We start from the raw sequence: 15564 nt of genomic DNA on the forward strand, positions 1-15564 counted from the left end.
CGGTGACGGGTATGCGCAGACCGACTTGCAGAGCGGGACCTGCTGCGAGATCCCAGCGCGGACCGCGCACATGGCAACCATGCACTGTGCGCAGACGCCAACCACTGCGGTCCGCGCACCGTCACCGACGACTCCCCTGTTCGCCGCAGAGAGTCCAGCGAGAACGGCCTGAGATCGATCACCTCGGGCAGGCAGCAAGGGCTCCCGGGGCCTCCTGCTGGGCAGGAGGCAGACGTGGCCTTGTGCCTGGAACGCAAAAGAGCCCGGATCGTGTAGATCCGGGCCTCTTCGGCAGTAGCGGGGACAGGATTTGAACCTGCGACCTCTGGGTTATGAGCCCAGCGAGCTACCGAGCTGCTCCACCCCGCGTCGGTGATCCCCACCGTACGCCATCCCAGCAGGCACCGAAGACCACTTTCCGGCGCAGGGTTCTATGCGGCGAAGCCGACGTTGGTGACGTACTCGTACTGGCCCCACTGCGAGCCGAGGTCGACGATCGTGTCCTGCCACGCGGCGTCGAGGCCCTGGGGGTCGCCGGCCGCCCAGGAGCCGACGATTCGGTCCCAGCGGCGCACGTTCATCGTCCGGTACTCCACCATGCGCTGCAGCGGCTGCGGCACCTGGGACTGGTTGAGCGGGTGGATCTCCACTCGCGTACCGCGTCCATCACGGTTGAGGCGTCTGAGGAGATGGCGGGCGACGTTGTGGCGGCGCACCGTCCGGTACGCCTGGTCGATGCGTTTCAGGTTGGCCTTGGAGGGGCGGCGTTCACCCTCCAGCCAGGCCTTCAGCGTCCGGTGGGTCACTGTGAGTCCGGCGTCCTGCGCTGCTTTAAGGGTCTGGGTCGACTTCGTCAGATAGTGCAGGCGCGCCGTCCATCCGCGCTTGGCGGTCACGGGAGTGGCGATGCCGCCCGCGAGTTCGTCGAGCTTGCGGGCGACGGCGTCGCTGCCCTTGATGCCCTGGGCGCCGAACCTCCCGAAGTCGATGTTCTTCTCCGGCACTACTCCCCCTCTCCTGCGTGCTCACCGGCGTCGGTTCCGGCGGTGTACGTGTCCTTGACCTTGACCTCGGTAACACCTCGGCCTTCGGCGAAGACACGGCGCCAGTCACCGATGACGTGGAGTTCGTCGGTGCCCATCGCCCGGACGACGGCCAGGCCTTCGTCGTGGGCCTTGAGCGCCTTGAGCCACAGATTGGCGAAGGCCTGGCTGCGGATGAGGTGCATCCAGTCCGGACGGTAGAGCTCCCGGTTGTAGTTCGACTCCCCCATCGTGGAGACGAACTTGGAGTACATCGCCTTCACGTACTCCAGCGTCACCGTATCGCCATGCTCGATCGCCGTGTCGCGGGCGTCCTTCAACGCGATGCGGAACTTTTCCAGCAGGTTCTCCGTGGCCCCGGAGGTGTACGACTCGTGGATCTGAGGAGGCGCGCACAGCTGGTGCTTCGGGCCGGACAGGCGCAGCAGGAGGCGCAGTGTCGGCTCGGTGACCCACAGCGGGCCGGGCTCGTCCCTTTGGCCGATCGGGTTGGGCAGCACCGCCTCGTGCTCCCACTCGGGCGGGGTGATCAGGTGGACTCCGGAGCGGCGGCGGTCGTGGGCCAGGCCGGTGGAGTGCTCGAGCTGACCCAGGGGGAGGTGCGTCTTGAGGGCGGAGAGGTAGGCGCCGTTGATGTCGAGCGCGGTCACCTCATGCCGGCCGGGCGGGAGTTCGTGACGGGTCCACTTGGGGCGGGCTTCCCAGATCTGGTCGGCGCCGCGCGCGGTCTGCTTCTTGAGGATGTCGGGGATCCAGGGGTGCGCGATCACGTCGTAGCGGGCGCCCTTGCGGGTCTCGTCCAGCAGTCGCATCGCGTCCGGGATCGCCCGCTTCAACAGCGCCGCCGTGGCTGCGTCGACGTCGCCCCGGTGCTCGGCGAGCACGCCCTGCACGGCCTCGCGGATCAGGTCGACCGGGCCGGACGGCTCCTGGAACGCGTGGCGGGCCGGGCCCTTGGAACGCTCCGTCGCACGCGCCGGACGTGCCGTGCGCAGCGGCGCTTTCGGGGTTTGCGCGGTGGGCTGTTCGGCTGGCGGGGCAGGCGCGGTAGCGGTGGCTCCGGTGGCGGTGGGCTGACAGTCGGCCGGGGCCAGGTGCTGAGCGAACCCCGCCACTCGTTGTCCGGCCGGACGGCCGCACAGCACACAGGGCTCGGGTACGACGAGCAGCTCTACGTCGTCCCTGTCCTCGTCCTGCCCGGGATCCGGCGAAGACGAGGGGGTGACGGTCGCGGCTGTGTCTGACGTGAGGGGCTGCTCCGCGGGCGGTGCCGCCTCAGTCTCGGTGGCGGTCTCGGTGGCGAGCTTGGTGTTCAGCCCGTCCAGCAGGTAGGCGTATTTGGTGCGGATCTCGCCGGCCGGGTTCCGGCCGCTTTCCCATCCGCTGAGGGTTGACGGGCTCACGCCGAGCGCGCGTGCCACCTGCGCCTTGGACAGCCGAGCCCGCTCCCGCAGCTCGCGGCGCACCTGCCAGGGGGGGAGTTCGACTTCCGGGCCGACGGCGTCGAGCAGCGAGTCGATCGCGTCGAAGTCGCTCACCGGCTTGTCCCCTTCGCTTCGGTCCGCACGGTACGGCGCCTGTCGGCGGGCAGCGCCTCGCACGCTCTGGTCGGACCCGCCAGCAAGTCCAGCGCGCCGATGCCGTAGTGCTCGGCCAGGACGTCGACGTCGCGCAGGCTCCAGGAGATGGCGCCCGACTGCCGGCGCGACACTTGGGTCTGCGTCAGCCCCAGCGCCCCCGCAACCGACCGCTGCGAGTCGCCCGTCACCTGCATCAACGCGGCCACCGTCAGCCGCAACGACTCCTCCAAGCTCAACCCCATGCCACCATCCTATCTGCATTCATGCAGCTCTCGCATCAATGGCACCTTTACACTATCTATGATGCAAAAAAGCTTTCAATGTCGCACGGAAGTTGAAGACTGTCGGGCACGTGGGTGTCAGCGGTCCTCCGGGCCGCCCTGATCACGCGGAATCCGTCGGGCCGCGCGCCGGGCTTCCCGTTTCGCCTGACGCGCCTCTTCCACCGCACGGACAGACACCGCGGGCACACGAGGGCCACGACACGGCTGCGCAGCGCCCGGCGCAGCCGGAGCCCGGGCGGCGGCCATCCACGGCAGTGGCGGCGCACCGTACGCACTCCAGTGCCCAAGAGCGCCCCGACCACGGAGGCGTTGTCGGCGTAGTTGGCCAGGAGGAACGCCATCTGCGCCCGGTGGCCGGCCGGGAACCGGGCTGCGAACTCGGTCCGCTCTTCCGGCTGCAGGAGCGCGTCGTGGCGTTCGCGGCGCGGCGTCGTCTTGTTGTTCCGGGTGATGCCCAGGGAGCTGATGTTCATAGCTCAGGAAGCCTGCCGGAGGCCGTCTGCGGACAGCGGGCGGGCCATTGAGGGCTTCTCGGATGTACCGTCACCGGCAGGGCCGGCGCCCGTCACACTCAGTGCTGCACCGTCCCGGATCATTGCGATCCGTTCCGCCGCTCCTCCGTGGGCTCCTTCCAGACGGAGGCCCCGAACGCCCGTACCCCGCCCCGTGTATCACTGCGGTGGCTGGGGACTGGCCGATGCTCCTTCCGGGTGCTCGTTGATCCAGGACAGGCCGCCGATGTCGAGGCGGTGCCGGGTGCGGGTGACGGCCACATAGGCCAGGCATGCCTCTTTGTCGTCGATGCGGCGGGCAGTCCCCTGCCCCGTGTCGCGCGGCGGGCCGTCGGAGGGGGTGAAGTCGTCGGCGATCTTCACCTGTGCCCATTCCCGGCCTTTGGCCTTGTGCGCGGTGGAGACGGTTACCTCGGACTGGTCTTCGGGGGCGAGATGGGCGACGGCGGCCAGGATGGCGTCCGCGCCGTGGGTGTCGACCAGGTCGACCAGGGGTTGCAGGTCGCGCCCGGCGGGGTCGTGGGTGGCGTAGTCCTGCAGGCCGCCCCAGGTGGTGAACAGCGCCCTGCCCGTCCTTGCCCCACACCGTGACTCGGTGCATGTCCCGGGACCGAGGGCATCCTGGCGCCGGGAGCCCGGGCGGGCATGCTCGCCCGCCGGGTGTGAGTGCCTGTGTCTGATCCCCTGATATGGATCTTTGGTCGGGTCTAGCCTGGCGAGGTGTCCGGGGTCGTCGGGCTGTCGTTTCAGCGGTGCTGTCCGGTGTGTGACTCACCGCTGGACGCGGGCGCCTCGCCGAGTGCGGTGTACTGCTCTCCGGCATGCCGGGCCAGGCAGTGGCGGCGTGCACGGCGGATTCGGCGCCGGGTCGCGGCTGAGCGCACGGGTGAGGGGCGGCGGGTCTGCCCGGTCTGCGAGACCCGTGTGGGTGGCCGGGGTGGATCATCGCGGCAATGCGGTGTATTGCTCGGGGAAGTGTCGTGGCCGCGCCTCGTACCAGCGGAAGAAAGCGTTCGCCGAAGCGTCGAATAGACGCTTGAGCGAACGGTCCGTATGACCGTTCCGGGTGCTATTCGGTCACTTTCGGTCAGTACTGGTCAGTGCTGGTGTTCGATCTCCGGGCGGATGGACGCTGTCTCGTATCGCGGGCCCGGCCTTGACGCCGGCGCTGTGCCGCCCCCGGTTCCCGCGGCAGGTGGTGAGGGCAGATGCCCACCATGGTCGGCAAGGTGACCCAGGAGCGCTACGACCAGCTCGTGGCGGAGTCGAAGAGCCTGGTCGAGACCGAGCGGGACACGCATTTCAAACTGGGTGACAACGCTTTGGAGATTGAGCCCCTCCAGATGCGAGGGGGTGCACGGCCTGCGGCGGGCGAGGATGTCCAGACGGTCGAGGAGACCCTGGCCCGGTTCGCGGACGACGTCGGGGTGTCGACATCGAGCGTGATGGGCTATCGCAGCACGGCGGCCCACTGGCCGCCGAAGCAGCGCGTCAATGGGGTGTCGTTGGACATCCACCGGATCCTGACGGGGCGTCCGGACCGGTTCGAGCTGATCCGCAAGCCGCCCTTCAACGAGCGCTACGGAACGCACCGGTGGACCCAGGACGCCGCGAAGCGGGAGATGGGCTGGCAGGTCAAGAATCCGCAGTCGGTACAGGAGAAGGTGACCGCGATCCACGGCCTGGCGACCGACGACCGGGTTGCCGCCCAGGTCGCCTCCGACCTGCTGCAACGCCCGGCGGTCGCCGAGAACGTGCCGGCCAAGGCACGGATCGAGGCAATCGGGGGGCTCGCCCACGACGAACAGGTCGCCGCGGAGGCCGCCCGCCGGCTGCTGCACCGTCCCGACGTCGCGTTCAAAGCGATGGGGGACGACCGCGCGCGGCAGTCGGTCAACCACGCCCAGGTCGAACGCGGCCGCCAGGCCCGCGAAGAGTACGAGCGGACCAGCGAACTCGCCCCCGCCATCAGGCACTTCGAGCGGACAGGAGAGTTCCTTGACCTGGTCGGGGCCTGCCACGCGTTCGTGGCCACCACCAACCGGATCGTGCCCGGCCTGCGCGGACGCGTCCTGAGCGACGACGAGCAGTCCGTGTTGCGGGAGAACGTGGCCCGGGTGCGGGGCGCGCTGGAATGGATCGAGCACGCCGCCGAAACCGGCGACGTGGACGTGGACGAGGCCCTGGCCCGGCTCCTGCGGGGCGAATAGCCGTGCCGCGCTCCAGCAGGGAGCGTGACCGGCGTCGTTCTCCCACTTCCGCCCGCCACGCTGAGGCGATCCGCGTGGCACTGATGGAGACCGCGCCGGCCGGGCTGAAGAAGCCCCGGCTCATGATGGTCACTGAGCTCTCCCGGTCGCAGATCGTGCGCGGGCTCGGCGCCTACCACGCGATAGCCGGCGAGAAGCGGTGGCCGCCGCTGCTGTGGTCGTTCAGGGACGGCTACCACTTCTGCGAGGACGCCGACGAGCTGGAGGAGTGGGAGCGGCACTGGGCCGAGGTGAAGGCCACGCAGATCAGCAGCGTGATCAACGGGATCCTGGCCGGGCACGCCCGGCTTTTTCCCAAGAGCCGCTGGGTGGCTTACATCGGCGCCCAGATGAACGCCATCCAGAGCTCGCTTGACATGATCGCCCACCCACAGGACCAGTAGCCCCGAAAGAAAGGTGGCCGCCCTCATGCGAAGAAGGCCAGGAGACCGGACCCAGCCCGTCCATCCGCACTCCCCGCGGGTCCACCTCCTGGCCTTCCCACGTGCGCACTTTCCGTTACCCCTCGGACATGAACGACGCGGAATGGGCCTTGATAGAGCCGCTGCTTCCGATGGCCGCATGCCTGACGCCCAGGGGCGGGGCCCCGGAGAAGTGGCCCCGCCGGGAGGCCGTCGACGGCATACGTTATCTGGTGGATAACGGCATAAAATGGAGGGCGATGCCAGCCGACTGCCCTCCCTGGCGCACGATTTACGGGTTCGCCAGGAGGTGGGCAGCCGCCGGTGTTCTCGGCGTGATCCGTGACCAGCTCCGCCGCCGTATTCGCCTCGCGGCGGGGAAAGCACCCCGGACCGCGTCGGTGATCGTCGACTCCCAGTCAGTCAAGGCCTCCGAAACCGTCAGCCGGGCGACCCGGGGATGGGACGGCGGGAAAAAGATCAATGGGAGGAAACGGCATCTCATCTGCGACCACCGCAGCCTGGTCCTACTGGTCATGGTCACCCCCGCCGACGCTCAGGATCCGCTGGTGGCAAGGGAGTTGCTGTTCCGCCTCGCGCTGATGCACCCCGAGATCGCCATCGTCTGGGCCGACTCCGCCTACGCCAAGAACGGCCTCATCCCGTGGGCGAAGAAGACCTCGACATCACCGTCAAGACAGTCCGCCGCCCACCGGACGCCAAGGGCTTCATCGTTCTGCCGCGCCGCTGGGCAGTGGAACGCTCCTGGTCGTGGATCATGCGAGCCCGTCGCCACTGCCGTGACCACGAACGCCTCCCCGAAATGAGCGAAGCACTCATCACCTGGTCCTGCATAACCCTCATGACCAGGCGGCTCACCCGCGGCCAGGCCCGGCCCGCCGAACGACGTGACATCGCACACGGCTGCGTGATCACCGAAGCCGCCTGAGACCCAGGCATCTACCGCCCGGGATGACACGGTGATCCAGTGTCCGCGCATCTTCCGTCTCGTTCCCCTGGTATGCACCCCTACCGGACCTTTTCCGTCCTGACGCTCAGCGCGGCCGCTGCCGGAACCGTCCTCACCGCCACCCCTGCCCACGCCGGAGGTGTCGGTGACTTCCTGTCACCCGCCTTCGGAACCGACTGCGAAAACCACCGCACCACCCCCCACGCCACCGGAACCACCACCGCAGGCACCGGCGCCGCCAACGGCAACCTCCTCGGCCTCCCCCTCGGCAGCCCCCTCAACCAATGCGGCGGAGCCGACGCACCGGGCGGCCAAGAGGGCCTTGTGAACCTGCACGACACCGCCGTCGGCGTCCTCGGCACCGCAAACATCCAAGACGCAGAAACGGACATTGAGAACGTGTGGAAAGCAGGGTAGGGAAACCACTGAACCCGCACACCCCAGCCGGGCGGCAGGCAGCTCGTGTGCCGGGGCCCGGCTGGACGTCCCCAGCCGCGCCCCGTGACGCGTACGGCCCTCTGAGCCGGCGAGGACAGCGCCACACCGAGGCCGCGGCCCCGAGAGGTTCAGACACAGGCACTGAGCCGTACCGCTCATTCGCCGGTCGTCAACTGGCTGTACAGCGCTAGTTCCGACTCGCTGAACGGGATGTCCGGTCTCAGACGTTCCGGATGCCAGTACGGGATGTCCGAGGGTGGGCTTTCGTTCTCCTCCTCCGGCAGGACGGGCACGTACATCCGTCCTGCGGCGACCATCGCTCGGTAGACGGCGCGCAGCATGCGCCTCGTTGTCATCGGTCCGTATCCCTTCAGGTGGTCGCCGCGCAGACCAGCCGGGCTGCCGGGGTGCCGGCCGAGTGCCGCTCGTGGTCGTCGGTTCGCCAGGTCCAGAGCCGGGAGAGGGCGACGAGGTCCAGGTCGTGCCCCTCGGTCCACAGCCGCGCGGCGGCGCCGAGCACCGACTGACGGTCCGCCTCCGCGGTGCCGCCGCGGGCCGGCAGCAGCGGCACGGCGGCGGACGCGCCCAGCCGTACGGCGCGGTGACGCCGAGCGAACGCGGTGAGCGTCTGTCGGGGGCCGGCCTCCACGAGCAGCATGTCGTCGGCGGCGAGCAGTGATTCCAGGCCCTGCTTGAAGTACACGGTGTCGGTGATCTGCCGGGCCCAGAAGCGGGGGCTGACGGCCTCCTCGGGGCTCAGCAGTTCCCCCGTGTAGCCGGAGTACAGCGGCAGTTGCGGCTCCCGCAGCGGGATGGTGCGGTACGCCGCCTCGACGGCTTCCGACGCCGGCGCCATCGCCGGGGAGTGGAAGGGGCTGGTGGCCGCAACGGTGACAACGACGAAGCGGTCGGCGCGCAGCCGTTCGGCGATCTCCGCGAGCGGCCGCGCCGGACCGGCCAGCATGGTCTGCTGGTTGGCGTTGACCGCGGCGATCGCCACATCGGCCCGGAGGTAGGGGCGCAGTTGGTCCTCGGTCGCGGCCACCGCGAGCATGCCGCCGGCCGGTATCTTGACCGCCTCCCGGATCCGTTCCCGCATCATGGCGACCGCGTCGCGCAGGGAGACGACACCGGCGATGGCCGCGGCGACGAGTTCGCCGGCGCTGTGGCCGAGCACCGCGGTGGGGCGTACCCCCCAGCTGATGACCATCCGGCCGAGCGCGTAGTCGACCGCGAACAGCAGTGGCTGGGCCCGGCGTGCATCGTCCACCGGGATCTTTGGACGGCCCTGGGTGAGCCAGTCGGCGCGGATCCGGGGGCCCTCCTCGCCCAGGTGGGACAGGACCGCGTCGACGGCGGCGGTGAAGACGGGTTCGCGTCCGTAGAGGCCGGCCGCCATCGCATGGTGCTGGGAGCCCTGGCCGGGGAAGAGCAGGGCGATCGGCCGGGGGCGCCGGGCGGTCACGGGCTCGGCCCGGTGCACGGCGGCGGCGGAGAGCGAGGCGACGGTGACGGCAGCGCCGCGCACCGGACCCGGTTCGATGCCGCAGGGCACGGCGGTGGGCAGTGCCGGAAACCCTTCCTGGTGAAGGTTTCCGAGCATCGGAAGGAGTTCATTGCGTACGCGTTCCTCGTCCTGCGGATCCTTGCCGGACCAGAGCAGCAGCCGATGGTGGGTGGGGTCGGTTGCTCGGTGACCGTGGTTGAAAGGCCGCAGCGGCGGGGTCCGGTCGAGGTCGGTTGTGTCGCTGAGGTCGAGCGTGCCGATGACGGTGTCGCCGTCCGCGACCGCCTCGGCGGCGCGCTTGACCGCGTAGACCGTGATGGTTTCGGGGTGCGGCTCACCGAATCCGGCGACGAGCGCGAAGTCGGCGGTCCCGTCGTGGAGTTCCTGGTGGGCGAGCCGCAGAGCACGGCCGGGAGCGCAGGCGGTGCGGACCGCGAATCCCTCGTGCTCGGGTGCCAGTGCCGGGTCCGGTGCGTTCGCCCCGATGTACACGACGGTGCGCACCGGCAGTTGGCGCGGGTTCCGGCCGAATGCACGCAGCACGGCCGAGACGCCGGCGGCCGACGCAACGGCGGGCGGGTGGTCCGGGGAGGCGGGCCCGGGGGTGACGAGCAGCTTGCGGGTCACCGCGCTGTAAGGCGTGATGGACATGGTTCCTCCTCGTCGGCCACGTGCCGCGGCCGCTGTGGTGCCTGATCGTGACCAGGCGGCCGAGCGGGCGGGCCGGCACTGGGGGTGTCCGCGAAGTCCCGTCGTCCGCCCGGAGGGCGGGACTTCCCGGGCCGTTTCCGGCGCCGCGGCCACCCGGAAGGACGCATCGTGTTCACTGGTCCGGGACGCGGTGCGCGTTTGCTGGGGTGCCCGGGGCCCGGGCAGCGGCCGACCCGCGGGCGGGGGGATCGGAGGCGGGGCGGCCGCGCCGGTCCGGCTCAGGCAGCTGTCTCCTGGCCGGCGTTGATGAGGGCGAGCAAGGCGCCCGGGGTCTCCGCGTCGACAACCGCGTCGTCCGGGATCGTGATGCCGTACTCGCGCTGGATCTGCCCGATGACCTGGAGCAGGGCCAGCGAGTCGTAGCCGAGCTCGATGAACGGGGTGTCCATGACATCGCCGTCCAGGTCGATGCCCTCCTCCTCGCCCGCGCTCTCGCGCAGCATCCGGGTCAGGTCGGCCAGGGTCACGGTGGTGGTCGTCGTGGTCACGGTGGTTTCCTCCGTTGGGTGTTGGTTGTGCTGCCTCACTCGGTGGTGCCTGTTCCGGCCCCCTCGGCGGGGTCCGCCGTGGCCGGAAAAGTAAAGGCAGGCCGGCCCGGGTCGGTGACGGCGGGTCTGCCCGGTTGGGTGCGGGTCGGCCGGCGGGTCACTTCCTCCGGCGTACGACGAGGGCCGCGTTGAAGCCGCCGTGGCCCCGGGCGAGGACCAGCGCGGACCGCAGGTCGGCCTCCCGGTGCGCTCCGGCGACCAGGTCGATCGGGTGGCCGGGGGCCGGCTGGACCTGGCCGGTGGGCGGGATCACCCCGTCGCGTAGGGCGAGCAGGGCCGTGGCCACGTCGAGCGCGGCGCCGCCGGCCAGCAGCCGTCCGGTGAGCGCCTTGGGTGCGGTCACCGGCACGGCGTGCGGCCCGAACAGGCCGGCCAGCGCCTCGGCTTCCGCCCGGTCCCCGGCCGGCACCCCGGACGCGTCGGCGAACACGACGTCGATGTCGGCCGGGGAGAGTCCGGCGTCGGTGATGGCCTGCTCGGCCGCCTTGCGCAGTCCGGGCGGCCGGCCGGTGCCGGGGGCCGGGTCGAGGGTGGCGGCGTATCCGGCGATCTCGCCGTAGATCCTGTCCGCGCCTCGTGCGCGGGCTGACGCGAGGTCTTCGAGGACGAGGATCGCGCCGCCCTCACCCGGCACATAGCCGCTCGCGTCGGCCGAGAAGGGCAGGAAGGCGCGCGCCGGGTCGTCCTCGGTGCTCATCAGTCCGGAGGCGAGCTGCGAGACCCAGCCCCAGGGGCAGAGCGCCGCGTCGACTCCGCCGGAGACGACCATGGGGAAACCCTTGCGGACGTGACGCCTGGCGTGTCCGATCGCGTCGATGCCGCCGGCCTGTTCGGTGAGCAGCACCCCGCTGGGACCGCGCAGCTTGTGACGGATGGAGATCTGGCCGGTGTTGACCGCGTAGAACCAGGCGAAGGACTGATAGGCGCTGACGTGCTCCTTGCCCTTGCTCCACAGGTTCTGCAACTCGCGCTGGCCGAACTCGACGGCGCCGCCGGAGGCCGCGGTGACCACGCCCACGCCGTACTCGGGGAGGTCGCCGGTGTGGACGCCGGCGTCCTTGAGCGCCCAGTCGGCGCAGACGAGGGCGAGCCGGGTCATGTGGTCGGTCTGCGGCATCAACCGGCTAGGGATGTGCTCCTCGGCGACGAACCCCGGCACTTCGCCGGCGATCCTGGACGGGTACTGAGTGGCGTCGAAGCGGGTGACGGGGCCAAGGCCCGACTCCCCCCCGAGGGTGGCCTTCCAGTACTCCTCGGTGCCCAGGCCGTTGGGCGCGGTGATGCCCAGACCGGTCACCACGACGGGCGTGGTCATGCGATGCTCCTTTCCGGCCGGGCCAGCACCATCGCGCTCTGGAAGCCGCCGAATCCGCTGCCCACACTGAGTACGACGTCCGGTCGCTTCTCGCGGGCGGTCAGTGGGATGTAGTCGAGGTCGAGCTCGGGGTCGGGGTCGTGGAGATTGGCGGTGGGCGGCAGCACGCCGTGTTCCATCGCGAGGGCGCAGGCTGCGATCTCCAGCGAGCCGATCGCGCCGAGCGAGTGTCCGATCATGGACTTGATGGAGCTGATCGGGGTGCGGTAGGCGTGGTCGCCGAGGCTCCGCTTGAATGCCCCTGTCTCGTGGCGGTCGTTCATCTTGGTGCCGGAGCCGTGGGCGTTGATGTAGCCGATGGTGGTCGGGTCGAGCCGGGCCTCGGCGAGGGCCACGTCGATGGCTTCCGCCATCTCCCGGCCGTCCGGCTTGAGTCCGGTCATGTGGAAGGCGTTGCAGCGTGCGGCGAAGCCGGCTATCTCGGCGTAGATGTGGGCGCCCCTGCGCCGGGCACTGTCCAGTTCTTCGAGGACCAGGACGGCCGCGCCCTCGCCGAGGACGAGTCCGCTGCGCGTCCGGTCGAAGGGCCGGCAGGCGCTTTCGGGAGTGTCGTTGCGGGGGGTGGTCGCGTGGATGGCGTCGAAGCAGGCCGAGGTGATCGGCGAGATCGGCGCCTCGGTCGCCCCCGCGATCATGACGTCACAGGTGCCTTCGCGGATCAGGTCCACCGCATGGCCCAGGGAGTCGAGTCCCGAGGTGCAGCCGGTGGAGACGACGGCCGCGGGTCCCTCGGCCCCGGCCGCCATCCCCACCTCCGCGGCCATCGAGCTGGGCACGAAGTGCCGGTACAGCTCGGGGACGGCGTAGGTGTGGTCCACGAGCCACTTGCGGCCACCGTCACTGACGACCGCGTACTCGCGTTCCAGGCTGGTGGTGCAGCCGACCGCGCTGCCGAGCGCGGTACCGACCCGGCCGGGATCGTGGGCCGAGATGTCCAGGCCGCTGTCGGCCAGCGCCTCCCGGGTGGAGACGACCGCGAACTGCGCGGCCCGGTCCAGCCGGCGGGTCTCCTGCTGGGAGAGCCCGGCGGCCAGGGGGTCGAAGTCGCACTCCGCGGCGACCTGGGACCGGAACGGGGAGGGATCGTAGAAAGTAATGGTGCGGGTGGCGGTACGGCCCGCGGTGAGCAGGTCCCAGTACGCCTTCACGCCCACTCCACCGGGTGCCACGACGCCCAGTCCGGTGATGGCAACTCGCCGCATCGTCTACCTCGCCTTCGACGGGGTGGAGTGCCGGTGTCGGCGCTCCCTGCCGGATGGCACTGTGCGGGCCACTGTCGATCCCTTCGTCCGGAACACATCAGCTGGTTGGGCGGCCGGGGTGAATCGGGGGTGAGCTCCACCCCGGCCGACCGGGCCGGTCGGCAGCCCGCTTGTGGCGTGCCTCCGTCTCCGGCCTTCATATGGAACGTGCGTGCCCTCGACAGGCGCTCGCGCGGGCGTGGACCTGGAGTGATGGGCCTTCACGTCGGGACGTTGCCATGCTTGCGAGCTGGGACTTCGGCCTTTTTGCCGCGCAGCATGGCGAGCGAACGGATCAGTACGGAGCGGGTCTCGCCGGGGTCTATGACGTCGTCCACCAGGCCGCGTTCGGCGGCGTGGTAGGGGTGCATCAGCTCGGTCCGGTACTCCTCGATGCGCCGGGCGCGGACGGTTTCGGGGGCCTCGGCGGCGTTGATCTCCCGGCGGAAGATGACGTTGGCCGCGCCCTCGGCTCCCATGACGGCGATCTCGTTGGTGGGCCAGGCGAAGGAGAGGTCGGCGCCGATGGAGCGGGAGTCCATGACGATGTAGGCGCCGCCGTACGCCTTGCGCAGCACGAGGGAGATCCGGGGCACGGTGGCGTTGCAGTACGCGTACAGCAGTTTCGCGCCGTGCCGGATGATGCCGTTGTGCTCCTGGTCCACGCCGGGCAAGAAGCCGGGCACGTCGACCAGGGTGACCAGCGGGATGTTGAAGGCGTCGCAGGTGGAGACGAAGCGGGCCGCCTTCTCGCTGGCGTGGATGTCCAGGACGCCCGCGAGGGCGGCGGGCTGGTTGGCGACGATGCCCACCGGGTGGCCGTCCAGGCGGACCAGGGCGCACACCACGTTGCGTGCCCAGGCCTCGTGGACCTCGAAGTACTCGCCGTCGTCGACGATTTCCTCGATCACCGCGCGGATGTCGTACGAGCGGCCGGGATCGGCCGGGACCAGGTCCGTGAGCGTGTCGGTGCGCCGGTCCGCCGGATCGTTGGCGGGGGCCGGGGGCGGCATCTCACGGTTGTTGGACGGCAGGAGCGAGATGAGGAAGCGGACGTCGTCGAGGCATTCGGTCTCGTCGCCGTAGGCGAAGTGGCACACCCCGGAGGACGTGGCGTGCGTATCCGCCCCGCCGAGGCCGTTGTGGGTGATCTGCTCGCCGGTCACGGCCTGGACGACGTCGGGGCCGGTGATGAACATCTGGGCGGTCCCGCGGACCATGAAGACGAAGTCGCTGAGCGCGGGCGCGTAGGCGGCGCCGCCGGCGCAGGGGCCGAGCATCACACTGATCTGCGGAATCACCCCGGAGGCGGCGACCGTTCGGCGGAAGATCCCGCCGTAGCCCGCGAGGGCGGTGACGCCTTCCTGGATGCGTGCGCCCGCACCGTCGTTGAGGGACACCAGGGGGGCGCCGGCGGACTCCGCCAGGTCCATGATCTTGTGCACCTTGGCCGCGTGCGCCTCGCCCAGCGCGCCGGCGAAGACCCGGAAGTCATGGGCGTAGGCGAAGACGGTCCGGCCGTGGACCGTGCCCCAGCCGATCACCACACCGTCGCCGTGGGGCTTGCGGTCCTCCAGGCCGAACCCGGAGGCTCGGTGCCGTCGCAACGGCTCGATCTCGGTGAACGTCCCCTCGTCGAAGAGGGTGTGGAGCCGTTCGTGCGCGGTGAGTTTGTTCTTCGCGTGCTGACGCCGGGTGGCGTCGGGGTCGGGGCCGCGCCCCACTTCTTCTTTGAGCCGGCGCAGCTCCGTAGCGGCGCGGCGCAGGCTGGGGGCCGCGGAGGCAAGGGTCAGGTCGTCGAGGATCGTCATCGGCCGAACGTAGGAACGTCGGCTCGAGTGCGGGTCGAGGGGTGACCGGCGCAGTTCCCCGCCGCGTCAGCGGGCCAGGGAGGTGGAGACTTGGAAGTCGAGTGTGGGGTCCGCGTTGAGCACGGACTGCTGCAGCCGCTGCAGACGGGGCGAGGGTTCCATGCCGAGCTCGTCGACGAGCGCGGTGCGCAGCCGCTGATAGGCCTCCAGCGCGCGCCAGGCGTTGTTCGAGCGGTGCAGCGCTGTCATCAGCTGGGCGCAGAAGTTCTCGTGCATGGGGTGCCTGGCAGCCAGCACACGCAGTTCCGGCACCATTTCACCGTGCCGGCCGAGTTCCATGTCGGCGTCTATACGCCGCTCGAGGGCGGCCATCCGGTCCTCCTCGAGCCGCAGCGACTCCAATTCGAGCACGCCGCCCACCCGTACATCCACCAGAGCGGGGCCCTGCCACAACGCCAGTGCCTGGCCGAGGAGTTCGGAGGCGGAGCGGTAGTCGGCAGCGGTGTGGGCGTCGCGGCCGGCGGCGTACAGGCGGTCGAACTCCTGCACGTCCATCTGGCCCGGCTGGACCTCCAGCAGATACCCGCCGTGCTGGGTCACGAGGACGTCCTTGGCCTGCCAGGCCCGGTCGCCCTCCAGGGCGGCCGCGATCTTGCGCCGCAGTTGAAGGATGTATGTCTGCAGCGTGGTGGCCGCGCTGCGCGGGATGTCCTCGCCCCAGATCTCCTCCATCAGGGTCGGTACGGTCACGACGCGCCCGCTCTGCAGAGCGAGGAGGGCGAGGATCTGCCGCGGTTTGGCGGCACTCGGGACCACGGAGACGCCATTGAGTTCCGCGCTGAGCCGACCCAGCATCTTGATGTCCATGTGTGA

Annotated in this window: 14 protein-coding genes, 1 tRNA gene and 1 pseudogene; 4 read left to right on the forward strand and 12 right to left on the reverse strand. The window is 70.2% G+C overall.

All coding sequences use genetic code 11. The features are described from left to right. Nucleotides 1-295: 295 nt before the first annotated feature. The 5 genes from ABR738_RS01805 to ABR738_RS01825 all read right to left on the reverse strand — a co-directional run bounded on the left by ABR738_RS01805 (nt 296) and on the right by ABR738_RS01825 (nt 4169). A tRNA-Met gene (locus ABR738_RS01805) sits at nt 296-369 on the reverse strand. Between the two features lie 62 nt (nt 370-431). Next, nucleotides 432-1004: a transcriptional regulator gene (locus ABR738_RS01810; protein ID WP_350228168.1), complete on the reverse strand. Its 573-nt coding sequence runs from the start codon at nt 1002-1004 to the stop codon at nt 432-434. Further along, nucleotides 1004-2581 (reverse strand): helix-turn-helix domain-containing protein, encoded by a 1578-nt coding sequence (locus tag ABR738_RS01815; RefSeq protein WP_350228169.1) that lies wholly within the window; start codon nt 2579-2581, stop codon nt 1004-1006. Before ABR738_RS01815 ends, ABR738_RS01810 begins: the two co-directional genes overlap by 1 nt. Further along, nucleotides 2578-2865 carry a helix-turn-helix domain-containing protein gene (locus ABR738_RS01820; RefSeq protein WP_350228170.1) on the reverse strand — a complete coding sequence of 96 codons (288 nt, stop codon included), beginning with the start codon at nt 2863-2865 and terminating at the stop codon, nt 2578-2580. The genes ABR738_RS01815 and ABR738_RS01820 overlap by 4 nt, the downstream gene beginning before the upstream one ends. Nucleotides 2866-3578: 713 nt before the next feature. Beyond that, nucleotides 3579-4169, reverse strand: coding sequence for a 3'-5' exonuclease (locus ABR738_RS01825; protein WP_502964025.1), 591 nt, complete (start codon nt 4167-4169; stop codon nt 3579-3581). Nucleotides 4170-4627: 458 nt separating this feature from the next. Between ABR738_RS01825 and ABR738_RS01830 the strand changes: the two genes are divergently transcribed. The 4 genes and pseudogenes from ABR738_RS01830 to ABR738_RS01845 all read left to right on the forward strand — a co-directional run bounded on the left by ABR738_RS01830 (nt 4628) and on the right by ABR738_RS01845 (nt 7477). Then, on the forward strand, nt 4628-5629 hold the full coding sequence (locus ABR738_RS01830) for a DUF6192 family protein (protein WP_350228171.1): 1002 nt from the start codon (nt 4628-4630) through the stop codon (nt 5627-5629). Nucleotides 5630-5703: 74 nt separating this feature from the next. After that, complete coding sequence (locus tag ABR738_RS01835; protein ID WP_350228172.1) at nt 5704-6072, forward strand: RacP protein; 369 nt, start codon at nt 5704-5706, stop codon at nt 6070-6072. 101 nt (nt 6073-6173) lie between these two features. Beyond that, a pseudogene (locus ABR738_RS01840) lies at nt 6174-7039 on the forward strand (IS5 family transposase). A gap of 72 nt (nt 7040-7111) precedes the next feature. Next, nucleotides 7112-7477 (forward strand): hypothetical protein, encoded by a 366-nt coding sequence (locus tag ABR738_RS01845; RefSeq protein ID WP_350228173.1) that lies wholly within the window; start codon nt 7112-7114, stop codon nt 7475-7477. Nucleotides 7478-7653: 176 nt separating this feature from the next. Here ABR738_RS01845 and ABR738_RS01850 read toward each other — a convergent pair whose 3' ends face one another. From ABR738_RS01850 to ABR738_RS01880, 7 genes are all read right to left on the reverse strand, one after another. Further along, the gene (locus tag ABR738_RS01850; RefSeq protein ID WP_350228174.1) at nt 7654-7854 is read right to left on the reverse strand and encodes a DUF6059 family protein; all 201 of its coding nucleotides are present in this window, start codon (nt 7852-7854) and stop codon (nt 7654-7656) included. 14 nt (nt 7855-7868) lie between these two features. After that, entirely contained in the window at nt 7869-9656 is a 1788-nt protein-coding gene (locus ABR738_RS01855; protein ID WP_350228175.1) for an acyltransferase domain-containing protein, read from the reverse strand. A gap of 278 nt (nt 9657-9934) precedes the next feature. Next, nucleotides 9935-10159 carry an acyl carrier protein gene (locus ABR738_RS01860; protein WP_350228240.1) on the reverse strand — a complete coding sequence of 75 codons (225 nt, stop codon included), beginning with the start codon at nt 10157-10159 and terminating at the stop codon, nt 9935-9937. Between the two features lie 202 nt (nt 10160-10361). Next, the gene (locus ABR738_RS01865; RefSeq protein WP_350228176.1) at nt 10362-11579 is read right to left on the reverse strand and encodes a ketosynthase chain-length factor; all 1218 of its coding nucleotides are present in this window, start codon (nt 11577-11579) and stop codon (nt 10362-10364) included. After that, entirely contained in the window at nt 11576-12841 is a 1266-nt protein-coding gene (locus ABR738_RS01870) for a beta-ketoacyl-[acyl-carrier-protein] synthase family protein (protein WP_350228177.1), read from the reverse strand. The genes ABR738_RS01865 and ABR738_RS01870 overlap by 4 nt, the downstream gene beginning before the upstream one ends. Before the next feature lie 260 nt (nt 12842-13101). After that, a complete protein-coding gene (locus tag ABR738_RS01875; RefSeq protein WP_350228178.1) occupies nt 13102-14691 on the reverse strand; it encodes an acyl-CoA carboxylase subunit beta in 1590 nt (529 codons plus the stop codon). Nucleotides 14692-14757: 66 nt separating this feature from the next. Further along, nucleotides 14758-15558 (reverse strand): AfsR/SARP family transcriptional regulator, encoded by an 801-nt coding sequence (locus tag ABR738_RS01880; protein WP_350228179.1) that lies wholly within the window; start codon nt 15556-15558, stop codon nt 14758-14760. Nucleotides 15559-15564: the final 6 nt, after the last annotated feature.

It is taken from the genome of Streptomyces sp. Edi4 (assembly GCF_040253615.1).
In the GTDB taxonomy this organism is placed as follows: Bacteria; Actinomycetota; Actinomycetes; order Streptomycetales; family Streptomycetaceae; genus Streptomyces.

Bases quoted from the DNA above. Each gene is read 5' to 3' on its own strand.
- ABR738_RS01875 (WP_350228178.1), bottom strand. From the start codon at position 14,691: ATGACGATCCTCGACGACCTGACCCTTGCCTCCGCGGCCCCCAGCCTG.
- ABR738_RS01820 (WP_350228170.1), bottom strand. From the start codon at position 2,865: ATGGGGTTGAGCTTGGAGGAGTCGTTGCGGCTGACGGTGGCCGCGTTG.
- ABR738_RS01860 (WP_350228240.1), bottom strand. From the start codon at position 10,159: ATGCTGCGCGAGAGCGCGGGCGAGGAGGAGGGCATCGACCTGGACGGC.
- ABR738_RS01870 (WP_350228177.1), bottom strand. From the start codon at position 12,841: ATGCGGCGAGTTGCCATCACCGGACTGGGCGTCGTGGCACCCGGTGGA.
- ABR738_RS01845 (WP_350228173.1), top strand. From the start codon at position 7,112: ATGCACCCCTACCGGACCTTTTCCGTCCTGACGCTCAGCGCGGCCGCT.
- ABR738_RS01850 (WP_350228174.1), bottom strand. From the start codon at position 7,854: ATGACAACGAGGCGCATGCTGCGCGCCGTCTACCGAGCGATGGTCGCC.
- ABR738_RS01880 (WP_350228179.1), bottom strand. From the start codon at position 15,558: ATGGACATCAAGATGCTGGGTCGGCTCAGCGCGGAACTCAATGGCGTC.
- ABR738_RS01830 (WP_350228171.1), top strand. From the start codon at position 4,628: ATGCCCACCATGGTCGGCAAGGTGACCCAGGAGCGCTACGACCAGCTC.
- ABR738_RS01865 (WP_350228176.1), bottom strand. From the start codon at position 11,579: ATGACCACGCCCGTCGTGGTGACCGGTCTGGGCATCACCGCGCCCAAC.
- ABR738_RS01855 (WP_350228175.1), bottom strand. From the start codon at position 9,656: ATGTCCATCACGCCTTACAGCGCGGTGACCCGCAAGCTGCTCGTCACC.